The organism is Pseudomonas peradeniyensis, from assembly GCF_014268935.2.
Classification (GTDB): Bacteria; Pseudomonadota; Gammaproteobacteria; order Pseudomonadales; family Pseudomonadaceae; genus Aquipseudomonas; species Aquipseudomonas peradeniyensis.
Genome location: NZ_JABWRJ020000005.1, coordinates 416650 through 432211, shown reverse-complemented (window position 1 = coordinate 432211; position 15562 = coordinate 416650). Strand labels below are relative to the sequence as shown.

General features: G+C 66.9%; 12 protein-coding genes and 1 pseudogene. 7 read left to right on the top strand and 6 right to left on the bottom strand.

Features of this window, described 5'->3' with window-relative positions; translation table 11 throughout:
• Positions 1-136: 136 nt before the first annotated feature.
• The 3 genes from HU751_RS26070 to HU751_RS26060 are packed head-to-tail and all read left to right on the top strand — an operon-like array spanning position 137 to position 4685.
• The gene (locus tag HU751_RS26070; RefSeq protein WP_186732871.1) at positions 137-1315 is read left to right on the top strand and encodes an efflux RND transporter periplasmic adaptor subunit; all 1179 of its coding nucleotides are present in this window, start codon (positions 137-139) and stop codon (positions 1313-1315) included.
• Position 1316: 1 nt separating this feature from the next.
• Entirely contained in the window at positions 1317-3278 is a 1962-nt protein-coding gene (locus HU751_RS26065; protein WP_186732872.1) for a MacB family efflux pump subunit, read from the top strand.
• A gap of 3 nt (positions 3279-3281) precedes the next feature.
• Positions 3282-4685 (top strand): efflux transporter outer membrane subunit, encoded by a 1404-nt coding sequence (locus HU751_RS26060; RefSeq protein ID WP_217862555.1) that lies wholly within the window; start codon positions 3282-3284, stop codon positions 4683-4685.
• A gap of 92 nt (positions 4686-4777) precedes the next feature.
• Here the strand turns inward: HU751_RS26060 and pvdP are convergent, their stop codons facing one another.
• Positions 4778-6400 carry a pyoverdine maturation tyrosinase PvdP gene (gene pvdP, locus HU751_RS26055; RefSeq protein ID WP_186732874.1) on the bottom strand — a complete coding sequence of 541 codons (1623 nt, stop codon included), beginning with the start codon at positions 6398-6400 and terminating at the stop codon, positions 4778-4780.
• A gap of 135 nt (positions 6401-6535) precedes the next feature.
• Here pvdP and HU751_RS26050 point away from each other — a divergent pair, with 135 nt between their 5' ends.
• Complete coding sequence (locus HU751_RS26050; protein ID WP_186732875.1) at positions 6536-7468, top strand: siderophore-interacting protein; 933 nt, start codon at positions 6536-6538, stop codon at positions 7466-7468.
• Positions 7469-7646: 178 nt separating this feature from the next.
• Here HU751_RS26050 and HU751_RS26045 read toward each other — a convergent pair whose 3' ends face one another.
• From HU751_RS26045 to HU751_RS26035, 3 genes are all read right to left on the bottom strand, one after another.
• Positions 7647-9047 (bottom strand): aspartate aminotransferase family protein, encoded by a 1401-nt coding sequence (locus HU751_RS26045; RefSeq protein WP_186732876.1) that lies wholly within the window; start codon positions 9045-9047, stop codon positions 7647-7649.
• Between the two features lie 228 nt (positions 9048-9275).
• Positions 9276-10598 (bottom strand): ATP-binding protein, encoded by a 1323-nt coding sequence (locus tag HU751_RS26040; RefSeq protein WP_186732877.1) that lies wholly within the window; start codon positions 10596-10598, stop codon positions 9276-9278.
• On the bottom strand, positions 10595-11278 hold the full coding sequence (locus HU751_RS26035; protein WP_186732878.1) for a response regulator: 684 nt from the start codon (positions 11276-11278) through the stop codon (positions 10595-10597). The genes HU751_RS26040 and HU751_RS26035 overlap by 4 nt, the downstream gene beginning before the upstream one ends.
• A gap of 196 nt (positions 11279-11474) precedes the next feature.
• Between HU751_RS26035 and dsbD the strand changes: the two genes are divergently transcribed.
• Genes dsbD through dsbG form a run of 3 tightly spaced genes read left to right on the top strand, consistent with a single transcriptional unit; the run spans position 11475 to position 14783 of the window.
• Positions 11475-13193, top strand: a complete 1719-nt coding sequence (gene dsbD / locus HU751_RS26030) for a protein-disulfide reductase DsbD (protein WP_186732879.1) — start codon at positions 11475-11477, stop codon at positions 13191-13193.
• Positions 13193-14023: a TlpA family protein disulfide reductase gene (locus tag HU751_RS26025; protein WP_186732880.1), complete on the top strand. Its 831-nt coding sequence runs from the start codon at positions 13193-13195 to the stop codon at positions 14021-14023. Before dsbD ends, HU751_RS26025 begins: the two co-directional genes overlap by 1 nt.
• Position 14024: 1 nt before the next feature.
• Positions 14025-14783, top strand: a complete 759-nt coding sequence (dsbG, locus tag HU751_RS26020) for a thiol:disulfide interchange protein DsbG (RefSeq protein ID WP_186732881.1) — start codon at positions 14025-14027, stop codon at positions 14781-14783.
• Between the two features lie 127 nt (positions 14784-14910).
• On the opposite strand, the pseudogene HU751_RS26015 reads toward dsbG, so the two are convergent.
• Positions 14911-15045: pseudogene (locus HU751_RS26015) on the bottom strand (IS5/IS1182 family transposase); the annotation flags it as partial.
• Positions 15046-15131: 86 nt separating this feature from the next.
• Positions 15132-15551: a hypothetical protein gene (locus HU751_RS26010; protein WP_186732882.1), complete on the bottom strand. Its 420-nt coding sequence runs from the start codon at positions 15549-15551 to the stop codon at positions 15132-15134.
• Positions 15552-15562: the final 11 nt, after the last annotated feature.

Here is a 15562-nt window from a genome sequence, read left to right as displayed (position 1 = left end):
ATTATAATTATTCGCAGCAACACGCAGACCACCCCCGCGCTGCGCTAAATCGTCATCGAGATCATTCGTTTAACTGGGACCCCCGAGCGCATGCCCCGTCGCGGCACTCGGCCACTACCTCCGGCTGGAAGCCCGCATGACACGCACATCCAATACCCGTCGCCGTCTGCTGATCGGCGCCCTGGGCCTGGCCGGCCTCGGCAGCCTGGTGGCCTGGCAGGTCCTGCCGCTCGGCGGATCACCGGTCAGCACCGTGCCGGTGATCCGCGCCGATATCGAGAGCAGCGTCACCGCCCTGGGCACCCTGCAACCACGTCGCTATGTCGATGTCGGCGCCCAGGCCTCGGGGCAGATCCGCAAGCTGCATGTGGAGGCCGGCGACGAGGTGCGTCAGGGCCAACTGCTGGTTGAAATCGATCCGTCAACGCAACAAGCCAAGCTCGATGCCGGACGCTTCTCGATCGAGAACCTCAAGGCCCAGCTCGCCGAACAACGAGCGCAGTACCTGCTCGCCCAGCAGCAGTACAAGCGCCAGCAGGACCTGGCCGCCACCGGCGCCAGCCGCCAGGAAGACCTGCAGACGGCCGCGGCACAGTTGAAGGTGACCCAGGCCCGCATCGACATGTACCTGGCGCAGATCCGCCAGGCCCAGGCCAGCCTGCGCAGCGACGAAGCGGAGCTGGGCTACACGCGGATCTACGCGCCCATGAGCGGCACCGTGGTGGCGGTGGACGCCCGCGAGGGCCAGACCCTCAACGCCCAGCAGCAGACACCGCTGATCCTGCGCATCGCCAAGCTGTCGCCGATGACCGTATGGGCCCAGGTGTCCGAAGCCGACATCGGCAAGGTCAAGCCGGGCATGACCGCCTACTTCAACACCCTGGCCGGCGGCAAGCGGCGCTGGACCAGCACCGTCCGGCAGATCCTGCCGGTGCCACCCAAGCCCCTGGACCAATCCAGCCAGGGCGGGGGCAGCCCGGCCAGCGCCACGGCCGGCACCACAGGCACCAAGGTGGTCCAGTACACCGTACTGCTGGACGTGGACAACCCCGACGGCGCCCTGATGGCGGAGATGACCACCCAGGTGTTCTTCGTCGCCGGCCAGGCCAGCCAGGTGCTCAGCGCGCCCCTGGCCGCGCTCGATGACACCCCCGGCGACGGCGTGCGCCTGGCCCAGGTGCTGAACACCAAGGGCCAGATCGAGGCGCGTCAGGTACGCACCGGCTTGAGTGACCGCCTGCGGGTGCAGATCCTCGACGGCCTGAACGAAGGCGAACGCCTGGTCATCGGCCTACCCGCCGCCAGTGGGGGTTGAGATGGCCACGCCCCTGATCGAGCTGTGCGACATTCGCAAGGTCTACGGCGGTGTCGATTCGCCCAGGGTCGAGGTGTTGCGCGGCATCAGCCTGAGCATCCACCCCGGCGAGTTCGTCGCCATCGTCGGCGCCTCGGGCTCCGGCAAGTCGACCCTGATGAACATCCTCGGCTGCCTCGACCGCCCCACCTCGGGCAGCTATCGCTTCGCAGGCCGGGACGTGGCCGAGCTGGACAGCGACGAGCTGGCCTGGCTGCGCCGCGAAGCTTTCGGTTTCGTGTTCCAGGGCTACCACCTGATCCCCTCGGGTTCGGCCCAGGAGAACGTCGAGATGCCGGCCATCTACGCCGGCACCCCGCCCGCCGAACGCCATGCGCGCGCCCACGCCCTGCTCGAACGCCTGGGCCTGGCCAGCCGCACCGGCAACCGTCCGCACCAGTTGTCCGGCGGCCAGCAGCAGCGGGTGTCGATCGCCCGCGCGCTGATGAACGGCGGGCACATCATCCTCGCCGACGAGCCCACCGGCGCACTCGACAGCCAGAGCGGCGCCGAGGTGATGACCCTGCTCGACGAACTGGCCAGCCAGGGCCATGTGATCATCCTCATCACCCATGACCGTGAAGTCGCGGCCCGCGCCCAACGGATCATCGAGGTGCGCGACGGCGAGGTAGTCAGCGATTCGGCCACCCCGTCCTCGATCGATGCACCGCCCCGACAGGTGCAGGCCGACGACCTGCGCCAGCGCCTGGACTTCGGCGCCACCCAGCGCGGCGCCTGGAAGGGCGAGCTGGTCGAGTCCCTGCAGGCCGCCTGGCGGGTAATGTGGATCAACCGCTTCCGCACCGCGCTTACCCTGCTTGGCATCATCATCGGGGTGGCCTCGGTGGTGGTGATGCTGGCAGTCGGCGAAGGCAGCAAGCGCCAGGTCATGGCGCAGATGGCCGCCTTCGGCTCGAACATCCTCTACCTCAATGGCAAGCATTCCTCCGAGGAACTGATGGGCATCGTCACCCTCGACGATGTCGACGCCATCGGCGAACTGCCGCAGGTCAAGCGCGTCATGCCGGTGATCGGCGACAAGCTCATGGTGCGCCACGGCAACAAGGGCGAGCAGTTCTATGTCGGCGGCAACAACACCTGGTTCCCCGAGATCTTCAACTGGCCGGTGGTCGAAGGCAGCTTCTACAGCGAGGCCGACGAAGCCAACGCCGCCGCCGTGGCCGTGATCGGCCAGAAAGTGCGCGAGAAAATGTTCGGCGCAGGGAGCAACCCGCTCGGCCAGTACCTGCTGATCGGCAACGTGCCGTTCCAGGTAATCGGCATACTCCAGGGCAAGGGCGCCAGCTCCGGCAGCGAAGACAGCGACGAGCGCGTGGTGGTGCCCTACTCCGCCGCTTCCATTCGCCTGTTCGGCAGCCGCGATCCGGAGTACGTCACCATCGCCGCCCAGGACTCCAGCCGCGTGAAGGAAACCGAAAAGGCGATCGAACGCCTCATGCTGCAGCGCCACCAGGGCAAATACGACTTCGTCCTGACCAACGACGCCGCGCTGATCCAGGCCGAGGCCCGCACGCAGAACAGCCTGTCGCTGATGCTTGGGGCGATCGCCGCGATCTCGCTGCTGGTCGGCGGCATCGGCGTGATGAACATCATGCTCATGACCGTGCGCGAACGCACCCGCGAGATCGGCATCCGCATGGCCACCGGCGCACGCCAGCGCGACATCCTGCGCCAGTTCCTCACCGAGGCGGTGATGCTGTCGATGGTCGGCGGCGTGACCGGCATTGTCCTGGCCCTGGCCATCGGCGGCAGTCTTCTACTGGCCGACATCGCCGTGGCCTTCGCCCTGCCCGCCATCCTCGGCGCCTTTGCCTGCGCCGTGATCACCGGCGTGGTGTTCGGTTTCATGCCGGCCCGCAAGGCCGCCCGCCTCGACCCGGTCAAGGCCCTTACCAGCGAATAGTTCATGACGATTCCCAGCCGTATCAGCCTGTTGACCCTGAGCCTTTGCCTGGCCGCCTGCAGCAGCCCGCCGCCACCGGCGGCGAACATCGACACGCCGCCCGCCTGGCAGGGGCCGACCACGGGCCAGTCCCTGCCCGACAGCCAGTGGTGGCGCGCCTTTGCCAGCACCGAGCTGGACCGTCTGGTCGAACGCGCCCGCCTGAACAGCCACGACCTGGCTGCGGCCGCGGCGCGGGTGCGCAAGGCGCAAGCCAGCGCGGTGATCGCCGGCGCACCGCTGTTGCCCGAGGTGCAACTGGGCCTGAACGGCAGCCGCCAGCGCCTGTTGCGCGGCGAAGGCAACAGCCAGCTCGACGCCAGCAGCAGCGAACGCACCAGCACCTCGTTCGGCACCCGCCTGAGCGCCAGCTACGAGATCGACTTCTGGGGCGGCCTGCGCGCCACCCGCGACAGCGCCCTGCGCAGCCTCGACGCCAGCCGCTTCGACCGCCAGACCGTGGAGCTGACCCTGGTCAGCGCCGTGGCCGACAGCTACCTGCAGGGCCTGGCCCTCGACGAGCAACTGCGCATCGCCCGCCTCAACCTGGACAACGCCCGCGATGTGCTGGGCCTGGTCGAAGCCCGCGAACGCTCGGGCTCGGCCACTCGCCTGGAACTGGCCCAGCAGCGCAGCCTGGTCGCCGCCCAGGAGCGCCAGTTGCCGCTGCTCGAACAACGCCGTCAGGACAACCGTATCGTCCTTGCCACCCTACTGGGCGATCCGGTGCAGGCGCTGCCCGTCACCCACGAAACCATCGGCAACGTGCAGTGGCCAGCCATTGGCAGCGGCGTGCCCAGCGAACTGCTCGGCCGCCGCCCGGACATCGCTGCCGCCGAGGCACGCCTGGCGGCGGCCAGCGCCAACATCCAGGTGGCCCGCGCGGCGATGCTGCCGCGCCTGATACTGGGCGCGGACCTGGGCAGTGGCGCCCGGACCTTGCCCAACATCTTCGACAGCCCCTACTACACCCTCACCGCCGGCCTCACCGCGCCGATCTTCAACAACGGTCGGTTGGGTGCCGCCCGGGACGTGGCCAGTGCCGAACAGCAGGAGCTGCTGGAGCTGTACCGCGCCAGCATCCTGGCCGGGTTCTCGGATGTGGAGAAAGCCCTGAACGCCATCGCCGGCGTGGAGCGCCAGCGCCGCTGGCAGGACCAGGAAGTGGAACAGGCGCGCATTGCCTTCGACCTGGCCCAGCAGCGCTACGCCGCCGGCGCCGAGACCCTGCTCACCGTGCTGGAGACCCAGCGCACGCTGTACCTGGCCCAGGACCAGCAGGCGCAGCTGCGCCTGGAGCAGTTGCGGGGGAGCGTGGCGTTGTACAAGGCACTGGGCGGAGGCTGGCAGGCGCCGCAAAAACTGTAGGAGCGGGCTTGCCCCGCGAAAGCGCCAGACCAGACGACGTTGCTTTCAGGTCTGGCGCTTTCGCGGGGCAAGCCCGCTCCTACAGGGGCGCTTCAGGAGACAATATTTTTCAATGACAGGTGCCGCGCATACCAAGGCCGTTGCGGCACCTTGCGCAGCAGGTTTTCGATCTTGTCGTCGGCGCCGAAGGTGATGCGCAAGGCCAGCTTCATGGTCTCCACATCCATCTCCACCGACTTGCCCAGGCGCATGCCTGGCTGCGTGCTGCAACCATGGGTGTCCGGCCCCAACCACGGATCGTCGACCTCCACCCAGCGCCCCGGGGCGAACCAGGGCACGCCATTGACTTCCAGGCGTCGCACCTGGCCGGGATGGTGGCGCTCATGGGCACGGAACCAGTCGTCGATACGGTCGTCGATCCAGCCATGGAAGCCCCAGAACACCGGGTGGACATGGGAGGAGAACGGATCACCGAGGAAGTCGTTCTCAGGCTCGAACCAGCGCGCGGCGAAATCCGCCTGGTCGCGGGCGAACGGCACCGGCGCGCCATTGTTGGGATCGCGCGGCACCGACGCCCAGCACATATGCAGCCAATCGTGCAGGTTCATCTCCAGTTCCGAGCCGAAGGCGCCCAGGGTCAGTTTCGACAGGTACACCGGGTCCTGGTACTGCGACTCCCACACCTGGAAATTGCTGCAATAGGTTTCCCCTGCCTTGATCGCCCCGACCCACTGCCCATAGGCGTCATCGCCCGGGGCCTGCCAGCCTGGCGGCACGCAGTAGCCGTCGTGGTTGTCGAAGTAGCGGGCGAAACCTGCTCGATCGAACTCGACGCTCGGCTGCGGCAGCGGGAAGCGCTGCCAGGAAGGCAGGTCCTGCAAGGTGCGCGCATACATCAGCATGTGCCGGTGCATGAACAGGAAATCGATACCGGAGCCATTGCGGTGCTTGCGCGGGCCACGGGCATCGCGCTCACGGTCCCGTGGCCCCGGCTGCCAGCCCAGGCCACGCAGGGCATCCTGCTTTTTCTCCGGCAGCTTGTGCCACTTGTCGCGGGTGGCGTGCCAGAGCTGGTGGAACAGGCGATGTTCAGCGCCGACCACCCACTCGCGCATTTCGGGGGTATAAGGCAGACGCTCGCGGGCCTCGGGGAACAGACGCTTGACCGCGACAAAACGGCTGTCGGGCACCGGCAGGGTCAGTGGTCGATCCAGGCGCTGCACGCGGCCGCTCAACGTGCCGCTGCCGGCATTGGCGAACTCGGCCCAGACCTCGTCGAGACTCGCCACGCACTCATAGCTTGGCCCGCCGTGCTGGCTGAGCAGGCGCCAACGCACCTCGGTGCTGCTGGCACCGACCAGATCACCGAGCACACGATAGGCCGGCTCGGCAGCGCCGCGCAGACCCTCATCGGTATCGACGAATCCGCGCAGGCCACGACCTTTGGTGGCGACATCGAGGAACATCTCGACGCCCTGTTGAGGCAGCCCGTCCAGTCCTCGTTCGGCACCGTCGAAGCGGATCTCCCACACGCCGCGCAGTTGGTCCGCCAGGACCTGCCCGGCATAATCGGCCAGCTCCACGCTGGCTTCGCCGGGCGTCACGATATCGTCTTCAGGGTCGTGGGTCAGTTGCTTGTGCGCGTAATAGGCCGCCGTGCCTGTGGCGCCCGCCACAGCCAGGCCAGCGATGAATCCTCGTCGGGAAATTGTCATTGCGCCTCAATCCGTCTTCGCGTGCCGCGACTTCTATCCAAGCTAGGACGTAGGCGGAGCGGGGAAATTTAGCCTTCTAATTAACCAACCGGCGCGCTCGTCTGTTGGGTATCTCCCGCTGACAGAGGCATACCCATGACCTCCCTGCTCGATCGCCTGACCCAACCGGTCAAGGCCACGCCCTACCGGGTCTTCGACCTCGACCTCAAAGCCATCGAACCCCTGAGCCCGTCGCTTAGCCGCTTCGTCTTCACCGGCGAGGACGTGGCGCAGATGACCACCCTGGCCCCCGACCAACGCGTCAAGCTGCTGTTCCCGACGCCCGCCGGAGCGCCGCCGAGCCTGCCCAAGCACGAACAATGGCAGCAGGCCCGGCGCGAGCTGGCAGCGCAGGACATGCCGCCAATGCGCACCTACACCATCCGCGCCCTGCGCCGCGAGGCTCTCGAGGTGGATGTGGACTTCGTCCTGCACGGCGTCAATGGCCCGGCCTCGGCCTGGGCCACCCATGCCCGCCCAGGTGACCGCCTGCAGATGGTCGCGCCCAACCTGGCCTATGCGGACGACCCCGGCGGCTACGAGTGGAAGCCGCCGCACAGCGCCCGGCGCATCCTGCTGATCGGTGACGAAACAGCCCTGCCGGCCATCGCCGGGATCCTCGAGGAGTTGGCCGCGAGCGCGCCGGAACTGCTGGTGGAGGCATTCATCGAGGTACCACTGGAAGCCGATTGCCTCGACCTGCGACACAGCCCCGCCACCCGCCTGCACTGGCTGCCGCGCGACCTGCTGCGTAGCGAGCACGGCCAGGGCATGCAGCACGCGGTACGCGAACTGGCCAGCCTGCCGGCGGTGCGCGGCGCGTCGACGGTCGAACTGGAGGACGTGGATATCGACGAGCGCATCCTGTGGGAACAGGCCAGCGGCGAGCATGGCGACTTCCATGCCTGGATCGCCGGGGAATCGGGGACTGTCATGGATATCCGCCGACACCTGATCAAGGAGCGCGGTTTGCCGAGGGAAAGCCTGACGCTGATGGGTTATTGGCGCGCCGGGCGTACCTTCGACTGATAGATGCGCCCTGCAGAAGATCACTTACGGAACAGAAGAGTAAGCATCACCAACGTGGGAGCGGGCTTGCCCCGCGATGCGGTTTATGGCACCGGCTTTGCCGGTGATCGCGGGGCAAGCCCGCTCCCACGCTGTTCCAGTCAAGTCAGCAAGTTACGTCTTGCTCCATGGGAAGGCCTTAGCCAGCCAGTACCGCCGCCGCGACGGCCTCGGCAAACCTTGCCGCCACCTCGTCGACCTGCTCGGCACTGATGATCAGCGGCGGCAGGAAGCGCACCACCGCACCGTGGCGGCCGCCCAATTCGAGGATCAGGCCACGGCGCAGGCATTCGCGCTGCACCTTCGGCGCCAGCTTGCGGCAGGCCGGCGGATGCCCCTGGACATCGCGCTTGCCAGCCGGATCAACCAGCTCCACACCGAGCATCAAGCCACGGCCACGGATGTCGCCGAGCTGCGGATAGTCCTGCTGCAACCGCTGAAGGTGGCCGCGCAGACGCTGACCCATGGCCTCGGCGTGCTCGCACAGGCGGTGCTCCACCAGGTACTTCATCACCGCCGAGCCCGCGGCCATGGCCATCTGGTTGCCACGGAAGGTGCCGGCATGGGCGCCCGGCGACCACTGGTCGAGCCAGTCGCGATAGACCATCACCGCCAGTGGCAGGCTGCCACCGATGGCCTTGGACAGGGTGACCACGTCAGGCACGATGCCGGCGTGCTCGAAGGCGAACATCTTGCCGGTACGGGCAAAACCACTCTGGATCTCGTCGACGATCAACGCCACCCCGGCCTGCTCGGTGATCCGGCGCAACCCGCGCAGCCACTCGATATCAGCGGGGATCACACCACCCTCGCCCTGCACCACCTCGACGATCACCGCCGCCGGCAGCGCCACGCCGGCCTCCGGATCGCACAGCAGGTTTTCCAGGTAGTGCAGGTTGGCGCGCACGCCCGCCTCGCCACCGAGGCCGAACGGGCAGCGGTAGTCATAGGGATACGGCAGGAACTGCACGCCATTGTTCAGCAGCGCGCCGAGCGGTTTTTTCGGCCCCAGGCTACCCATCAGGCTCAATGCGCCCTGGGTCATGCCATGGTAGGCCCCCTGGAACGCCAGCACGGTGCTGCGCCCGGTGACCGTGCGCACCAGCTTGAGCGCCGCCTCGACCGCGTCGGTGCCGGTCGGGCCGCAGAACTGGATCTTCGCTTCCCGGCGCAGACCCTCGGGCAGCAGGCCGAACAGGTCCTGGACGAACTGGTCCTTGACCGGCGTGGTCAGGTCCAGGGTGTGCAGCGGCAGCTCGTCGGCCAGCACACGCTGGATCGCGTCGATCACCACCGGATGGTTGTGCCCCAGGGCCAGGGTGCCGGCACCGGCCAGGCAATCGATGAACTGGCGGCCCTCGACGTCCTCGACGTACAGGCCACGGGCGCGCTTGAGCGCCAGGGGGATGCGCCGTGGGTAGCTGCGGGCGTTGGATTCCTGCTGCTGCTGGCGCAGCAGCAGGGGCGAATCCTCGAATTCGTACAGGGGGCGCGGCGCGGTGGCCGGCAGCACCTGGGCAAGGCTGGAAGCGGTCGACATCGGAAAATCCCTCGCAAGCAAGCGAATGTGCCCGCCACGCGCCCTGTAACCGGATGTGTGTCGGGTTCTTATCGTTTGAAAAACGCTTCAGCGAGGTGCGGATTTAGCGGTTGTCGTGGGATTTGTTGTGGATGTACGACCTGCATCGCGGGGCAAGCCCGCTCCCACAGACTCATGCGCCAAGCTGCGTGGGAGCGGGCTTGCCCCGCGATGGGTACAACGCCGGACTCAACTTCCCGAACGCGCCGGTACCTGCAGGCTCACCCGCAAACCATCGGCCCGACTGTCGAACCGCAGATTGCCGGCGCAGCGCTGGACGATCGCCTGGACGATCGCCAGCCCCAGCCCACAGCCACCACTCTGGCCGTTACGCCAGAAGCGTTCGGTGAGGTGCTCGAGATCTTCCTGGGCAATGCCCGGCCCATGATCACGTACCAGGAAGTCCACCTGCCCGTCCTGCGCCTGTACCTCCAGCTCCACGGCGGCATCGCCACCATGGCGCAAGGCGTTGTCCAGCAGGTTGCGCAGCGCCGCCACCGCCAGCGGCGCCGGCATGCTCAGGTAGACCTTGGCCGCCGCCTCAGGCAGGCGCAGGTGGATGCGCCGGTTGTCACCGCCGCCGGCGTCCTCGATGGCCTGCCGGGCAACCTGCTCGGCGCTGCACTGAACGCCATCGTCGAACGACAGGCTGCCCTCGACCCGCGCCAGCATCAGCAGTTGCTCCAGCGTGCGGTGCATGCGGTCGGTCCCCTGCTCGGCATGTTCCAGCGCTTGTTCACGCACGGCGCCATCGGTCATCCGCGCCACCTGCAGGTGGGTCTTGATGACAGTCAGCGGGCTGCGCAGCTCATGGGCTGCGTCGTCGGTCAGGCGACGTTCGCGTTCGATGGTCTGGGCGATGCGCAAAAACAGCTGGTTCTGGGTGTCGAGCAGCGGTTGCAGCTCGCTGGGCAGGCCGGCCACCTGCAACGGCTCGACGCTGTCGGCACGGCGCCTGCGCAAGGCATCACGCATGCGATTGAGTGGCTCCAGCCCCTTGCCCAGGCCGATCCACAACAGTCCCAGGCTGCCCAGCAAGGCCATCAGCACCGGCGCCGAGGCCGCCAGCAGGATCGACTGGTTCAGCGCCTCGCGCTCCTGGTGACGATCGGCGGTGGTGATGCGCACATCGCCATGGTTGTAGGTGAAGGTACGCCAGGAGGCGCCGTCAATGGTCTGGTCTCGGAAGCCGCTACGCTCGTCGTCCATGGTGCCGTCGTGCTTGTGGTTGCTGGCGAGGATTTCGCCGCGCAGCGAGCTGACCTGACAGGCCATGCCGTCCGGCACGCTGAACTGGTCGGCGGAAAAGTGCGCGTCCTGGCCCTTGGCAGTCAACGGTTGCGGCAACTGGTCGATCAGCCCCGCGACCATGCGCGCCGACGCCACCAGGCGCTGGTCGAGGGAAAACATCATCTGCTGGCGCAGGTCGCGCAGCATCCACGCCGCCGCCAGCACCCAGATGACGATGAACACACTGCCGAGAATCAGTGAAAGGCGAACCCGCAGGCTCATGACGCGCTCTCCTCCGGCGCCTGGGCCGGCCCCAGGCGGTAGCCAAGGCCGCGTACGGTCTCGACGATGCTGTTGCCCAGTTTGCGCCGCAGGTGGTGGATATGCACGTTCAACGCGTTGCTTTCGACCTCGTCGCTGAAACCGTAGACGCAGTCCTTGAGCTGTTCGCTGGACAGCACGCGCCCCGGGTTCTGCAACAGTGCCTGCAGCAGCGCCTGCTCGCGGCGCGACAGGTCCACCGCCTGACCGGCCAGGGTCGCCGCACAACTGCTGGGGTCGTAGCGCAGCGGGCCGTGCTCGATGACATTCACCGCCCGCCCGGCCACGCGGCGCAGCAGGGTGTGCAGGCGCGCGGCCAGCTCGCGCAGGTCGAAGGGCTTGAGCAGGTAGTCGTCAGCACCAGCCTGCAGGCCGTCGACCCGGTCGGTGACCGCGTCGCGGGCGGTGAGCACCAGCACCGGCAGGGTCTCGCCCTGCTGGCGCAGGCGGCGTAGCAGCTTGAGGCCGTCCTCGTCGGGCAGGCCCAGGTCGAGGATCATCACGTCGAACTTCGCCGTCCCGAGCATCTGCCGGGCCTGCGAGGCGCTGGCCACCCGGTCCACGGTCAGGCCCTGGGCCGAGAGGCCGGCGCAGATGCCGCTGGCGATCAGGTCATCGTCCTCGCAGAGCAGAACGTGCATGAGGGGGTCTCCTGGGTGGGGAAGCTGGCATTGCACAGGGTGGCGATTAAGGGGGGATTATGAACGGGTTTGGAGGACTTCGTCGGGCTGATAGCATCGGGACAGACAAGGCTGCCGCCGGTCTTAGCCAACTTAACCTTCAGTTAATAAGCCAAGGCCAGCATGGCCCTCTTCAAAGCTCTGCCAAGGCGTCGACATGCGTGTTCTCCTGCTCTTCCTGACATTCCTGCTCGCCGGCCCCCTCCAGGCCAACCCCTTTGCGGTAAAGCCGGACTTCCTGCCGGTCAACAAGGCCTTCGTCCTGACCCACGATCGCCTGGAAAACGGCCAGATGCGCCTGCATTTCCAAATCAAGGACGGTTACTACCTTTACCAGAAACGCCTGAAGTTCGACGGTCTGCCCCCCGAGCAGCACCCCGCGCTGCCACAGGCCGAAAACCATCACGACGAGTTCTTCGGCGACAGCGCAGTGTACCGCACCCAACTGGAACTGCTGCTCCCAGCCAGTGCCAGCGGTGAGCTGCGCCTGGGCTGGCAAGGCTGCGCCGACGCCGGCCTGTGCTACCCACCGCAGACCACGCCGATCGCTCTCGGCGGTAGCGCCACGCCAGTCGCCGCTGCCGACCAGGCCAGCGACCAGGCCCTGGCCGGCACCCTGCAACAGGATGGCCTGGCCTGGAGCCTGCTGGCATTCTTCGGCCTGGGCCTGCTGCTGGCCTTCACCCCATGCTCGCTGCCGATGCTGCCGATCCTCGCCGGACTGGTCCTGGGCAACGGTGCCAGCGCCCGGCGCGGCTGGTGGCTGGCCGGCGTCTATGTGCTGAGCATGGCGCTGGTCTACGCCGCCCTCGGCGTGATCGCCGCGCTGCTGGGCGCCAGCCTGCAGGCCTGGCTGCAACAGCCCTGGCTGCTGGGCAGCCTGGCCGGCCTGTTCGTGCTCCTGGCCCTGCCGATGTTCGGCGCCTTCGAACTGCAATTGCCGGCCGCCCTGCGTGACCGCCTGGACCGCGCCGGGCAAGGCACCCGTGGCGGCAACCTGTACGGCGCGGCGTTGCTGGGCGCCCTGTCGGGCCTGCTGCTGGGCCCGTGCATGACCGCGCCGCTGGCCGGCGCCCTGCTGTTCATCGCCCAGAGTGGTGACGTGCTGCAAGGGGCGCTGGTGCTGTTCACCCTCGGGCTGGGCATGGGCGTGCCCCTGCTGTTGCTGGTCACCCTGGGCAACCGCTACCTGCCACGCCCGGGGGCCTGGATGAACCTGGTCAAGGGCTTGTTCGGCTTCGTGTTCCTGGCCATGGCCCTGTACACGGTGCGTGGCCTGCTGGCGGAAACCCTGGTGCTGGCCCTGGCCGGCGCCTGGCTGATCACCCTGGGCTGGGCCGCCTGGCCGGCCCTGCAGCGCCTGCCCGCCTTGCGCGCCATTCCCCTGCTCGGCGCCCTGTGGGGTGGCCTGCTGCTGGTGGGCGCCGCGGCCGGGGGCAACGACCTGTGGCAGCCCCTGCAGCCCTTTGCCGGCAAGAGCACGGCGGCAGCCCCGGCCAACGCCCACGGCACCTTCGTTACCGTGAGTGCGCCGGCCGACCTGCAGCGTGAGCTCGACGCCGCCAAGGCCCGTGGCCAGTGGGTGCTGGTGGACTACTATGCCGACTGGTGCGTGTCGTGCAAGGTCATGGAAAAGCAGGTGTTTGGCCGTGGCGATGTCCAGGCCAGCCTGGACGGCGTGCACCTGCTGCGCCTGGACGTGACCGCCGACTCCCCGGCCAGCCGCGAACTGCTGCAGCGTTACCAGGTGCCAGGCCCGCCCAGCCTGATCTGGATCGGCCCGGAAGGCGACGAGCGCCGCGCCCGCCGCATCACTGGCGAGATCGACGCCGCCGGCTTCCTGCAACACTGGGCCCAGACCAGGAGCCAAGGCTGATGCTGACCGTCACCCTCGGGCCGCTGACCATGGCCCTGAACCACCTGCTGCTGCTCGCGGCTCTGGGCATCGCCAGCCTGGTCGGCTGGCGGGTGGCCAGGCGCGGCGGTGAAAACCCGGAATCTGCGCTGTTCAATCTGTTCCTGCTGGGGTTGCTGTTCGCCCGCCTGGGCTTCGTCCTGGCCTACTGGCCGATGTACCGCGACGACCCGCTGCAGGTCATCGACATCCGCGACGGCGGCTTCCTGCTCTGGGGCGGTCTGCTGGGCCTCGTCCTCGGCACCCTGTGGCAGGGCTGGCGGCGCCCCGGCCTGCGCCGCCCCCTGGGCTGGGCGTTGTTCAGCGGCGCGTTGTTCTGGGGCCTCGGCAGCCTGGCCAGCCACCTCTACAGCAAGGGCACCGAGCTGCCGGACATGAGCCTGCGCGACAACCGTGGCCAAGCGGTGGCCCTGCACAGCTACCGCGGGCGACCGCTGGTGATCAACATCTGGGCCACCTGGTGCCCGCCCTGCCGGCGCGAAATGCCGGTATTGCAACAGGCCGAGGACGACTATCCCCACGTGACCTTCCTGTTCGTCAACCAGGGAGAAACCCCGGAGAACGTCAGCACCTTCATGGCCACCACCGGCCTGACCCTGTCCCACGTGCTGTTCGACGGCACCGGCGAACTGGCCCGCAAGGTCGGCTCCATGGCCCTGCCCACCACCCTGTTCTACAACGCCGAAGGGCGGCTGGTCGGCAGCCACCTGGGCGAGCTGTCGCGCGCCAGCCTGCGCCACGCCCTGGAACCCTTCGAACGCGCCGATGCGCCCGCCCTACAAGGAAACTGACATGCGATTGAATGCGCTGCTGCCCCTGACCTTCACCCTGCTCGCCGCGCCCCTGCTGCACGCCGAAGAGCTACCCAAGGCGATCCAGCAACTGCAAGCCAAGGGCGCCGTGATCAAGGGCAGCTTCGACGCCCCCAACGGCCTGCGCGGCTATGCCGCCGAGTACCACAACAACGGCATCGCCCTGTACCTGACGCCCGACGGCAAGCATGTGCTGGTGGGCAGCCTGTTCGACGAGCAAGGCAAGGATCTCAGCGCCGAGCCACTGGAAAAACTGGTGTACGCACCGATGAGCAAGGCGGTCTGGGCGAAGATGGAAAAATCCGCCTGGATCCAGGACGGCAAGGTGGATGCACCACGCACTGTCTACCTGTTCAGCGACCCCAACTGCCCCTACTGCAACATGTTCTGGCAGCAGGCCCGGCCCTGGGTCGAGTCGGGCAAGGTGCAACTGCGACACATCATGGTCGGCATCATCCGCGAGGACAGTCCGGGCAAGTCCGCCGCGCTGCTCGCCGCCAAGGACCCTGCCAAGGCCTTGCAGGAACATGAGAAGGCCGGCAAGGCCAGCACGCTCAAGGCGCTGGACAAGGTACCGGAGGCGGTTCAGAAGAAGCTCGAGGCGAATCTGGCCCTGATGGAAGAACTGGGCCTGGCCGCAACCCCGGCGATCTTCTATCAGGATGAGCAGGGGCAGTTGCAGAGCCAGCAAGGCGCGCCACGGCCGGAGATGCTGGGGAAGATACTCGGCAAGCGTTAAACCGCAGTCTATCTGAAGGTGCAACGATAGCCTTTGGTGAAAACATCGACATGGCTGTCCTAAACAATCAGCAGATAGCGCTTCAAGCCCAGCGATCCTGATGGGTCACAGGGCGCTTTGCGTTCGCTTAGGCACTGTACGCAAAGCCATGTCGTAGACACCGCCGCCAGCAAGCCAGCGTGACCATTGCAGCAGAGCTTTCCGCCAGCTTGCAGTAGCGTGTATCCAGGCGGCGGTTCTCCTTCAGCCAACCAAACAGTCGTGAACAAGGAGTTACGGTCGCCAGGCCGGAGCCGTCCTTTTCAGGCTCATTGATACGCCCGCTTCACCCTCGACCTTGATCGTGGCTCAATCCATCAAGGTCTCGGAAAACATAGTGTGTATACGCCGGCAGAAATCTGATTCATCGACACTGTCCGGCAACACCAATACATAGTAAAAAATTCGATTGAAGCGCAAATTGATATCGTACGGTTCGAAATCCGAATCACCTTCAAACTCGAATAGCGTAGCGATCCCGTTCAACGCTGCTGGCTTTGCCTCAACGCCAAAGCACCCCTCGCCCGTCGCCCCCAGGTTGTAACCTTGCTCAAGGTGGGCCTTCAGCATCCCCTCATCTTTATAGAAAAGAATAAACTCCTCTCCCCGAATGCACTCCTGCTGTGACTGAAACCCCAGACGTGCTGCTTTTTCCGTCAATGCCGCGAGCACCAGTTCCAGCGACATGTCGGTATAAAAGCCATACATGACACCCGACCAATCAGCCATCCCACTGTCTC

Excerpts from the sequence above, each read along its gene's own strand:
- HU751_RS26040 (WP_186732877.1), bottom strand. The coding sequence starts at position 10,598 with ATGAGCCTGCGGGTTCGCCTTTCACTGATTCTCGGCAGTGTGTTCATC.
- dsbD (WP_186732879.1), top strand. The coding sequence starts at position 11,475 with ATGCGTGTTCTCCTGCTCTTCCTGACATTCCTGCTCGCCGGCCCCCTC.
- HU751_RS26070 (WP_186732871.1), top strand. The coding sequence starts at position 137 with ATGACACGCACATCCAATACCCGTCGCCGTCTGCTGATCGGCGCCCTG.
- HU751_RS26035 (WP_186732878.1), bottom strand. The coding sequence starts at position 11,278 with ATGCACGTTCTGCTCTGCGAGGACGATGACCTGATCGCCAGCGGCATC.
- HU751_RS26065 (WP_186732872.1), top strand. The coding sequence starts at position 1,317 with ATGGCCACGCCCCTGATCGAGCTGTGCGACATTCGCAAGGTCTACGGC.
- dsbG (WP_186732881.1), top strand. The coding sequence starts at position 14,025 with ATGCGATTGAATGCGCTGCTGCCCCTGACCTTCACCCTGCTCGCCGCG.
- HU751_RS26060 (WP_217862555.1), top strand. The coding sequence starts at position 3,282 with ATGACGATTCCCAGCCGTATCAGCCTGTTGACCCTGAGCCTTTGCCTG.
- pvdP (WP_186732874.1), bottom strand. The coding sequence starts at position 6,400 with ATGACAATTTCCCGACGAGGATTCATCGCTGGCCTGGCTGTGGCGGGC.
- HU751_RS26045 (WP_186732876.1), bottom strand. The coding sequence starts at position 9,047 with ATGTCGACCGCTTCCAGCCTTGCCCAGGTGCTGCCGGCCACCGCGCCG.
- HU751_RS26010 (WP_186732882.1), bottom strand. The coding sequence starts at position 15,551 with ATGGCTGATTGGTCGGGTGTCATGTATGGCTTTTATACCGACATGTCG.
- HU751_RS26050 (WP_186732875.1), top strand. The coding sequence starts at position 6,536 with ATGACCTCCCTGCTCGATCGCCTGACCCAACCGGTCAAGGCCACGCCC.
- HU751_RS26025 (WP_186732880.1), top strand. The coding sequence starts at position 13,193 with ATGCTGACCGTCACCCTCGGGCCGCTGACCATGGCCCTGAACCACCTG.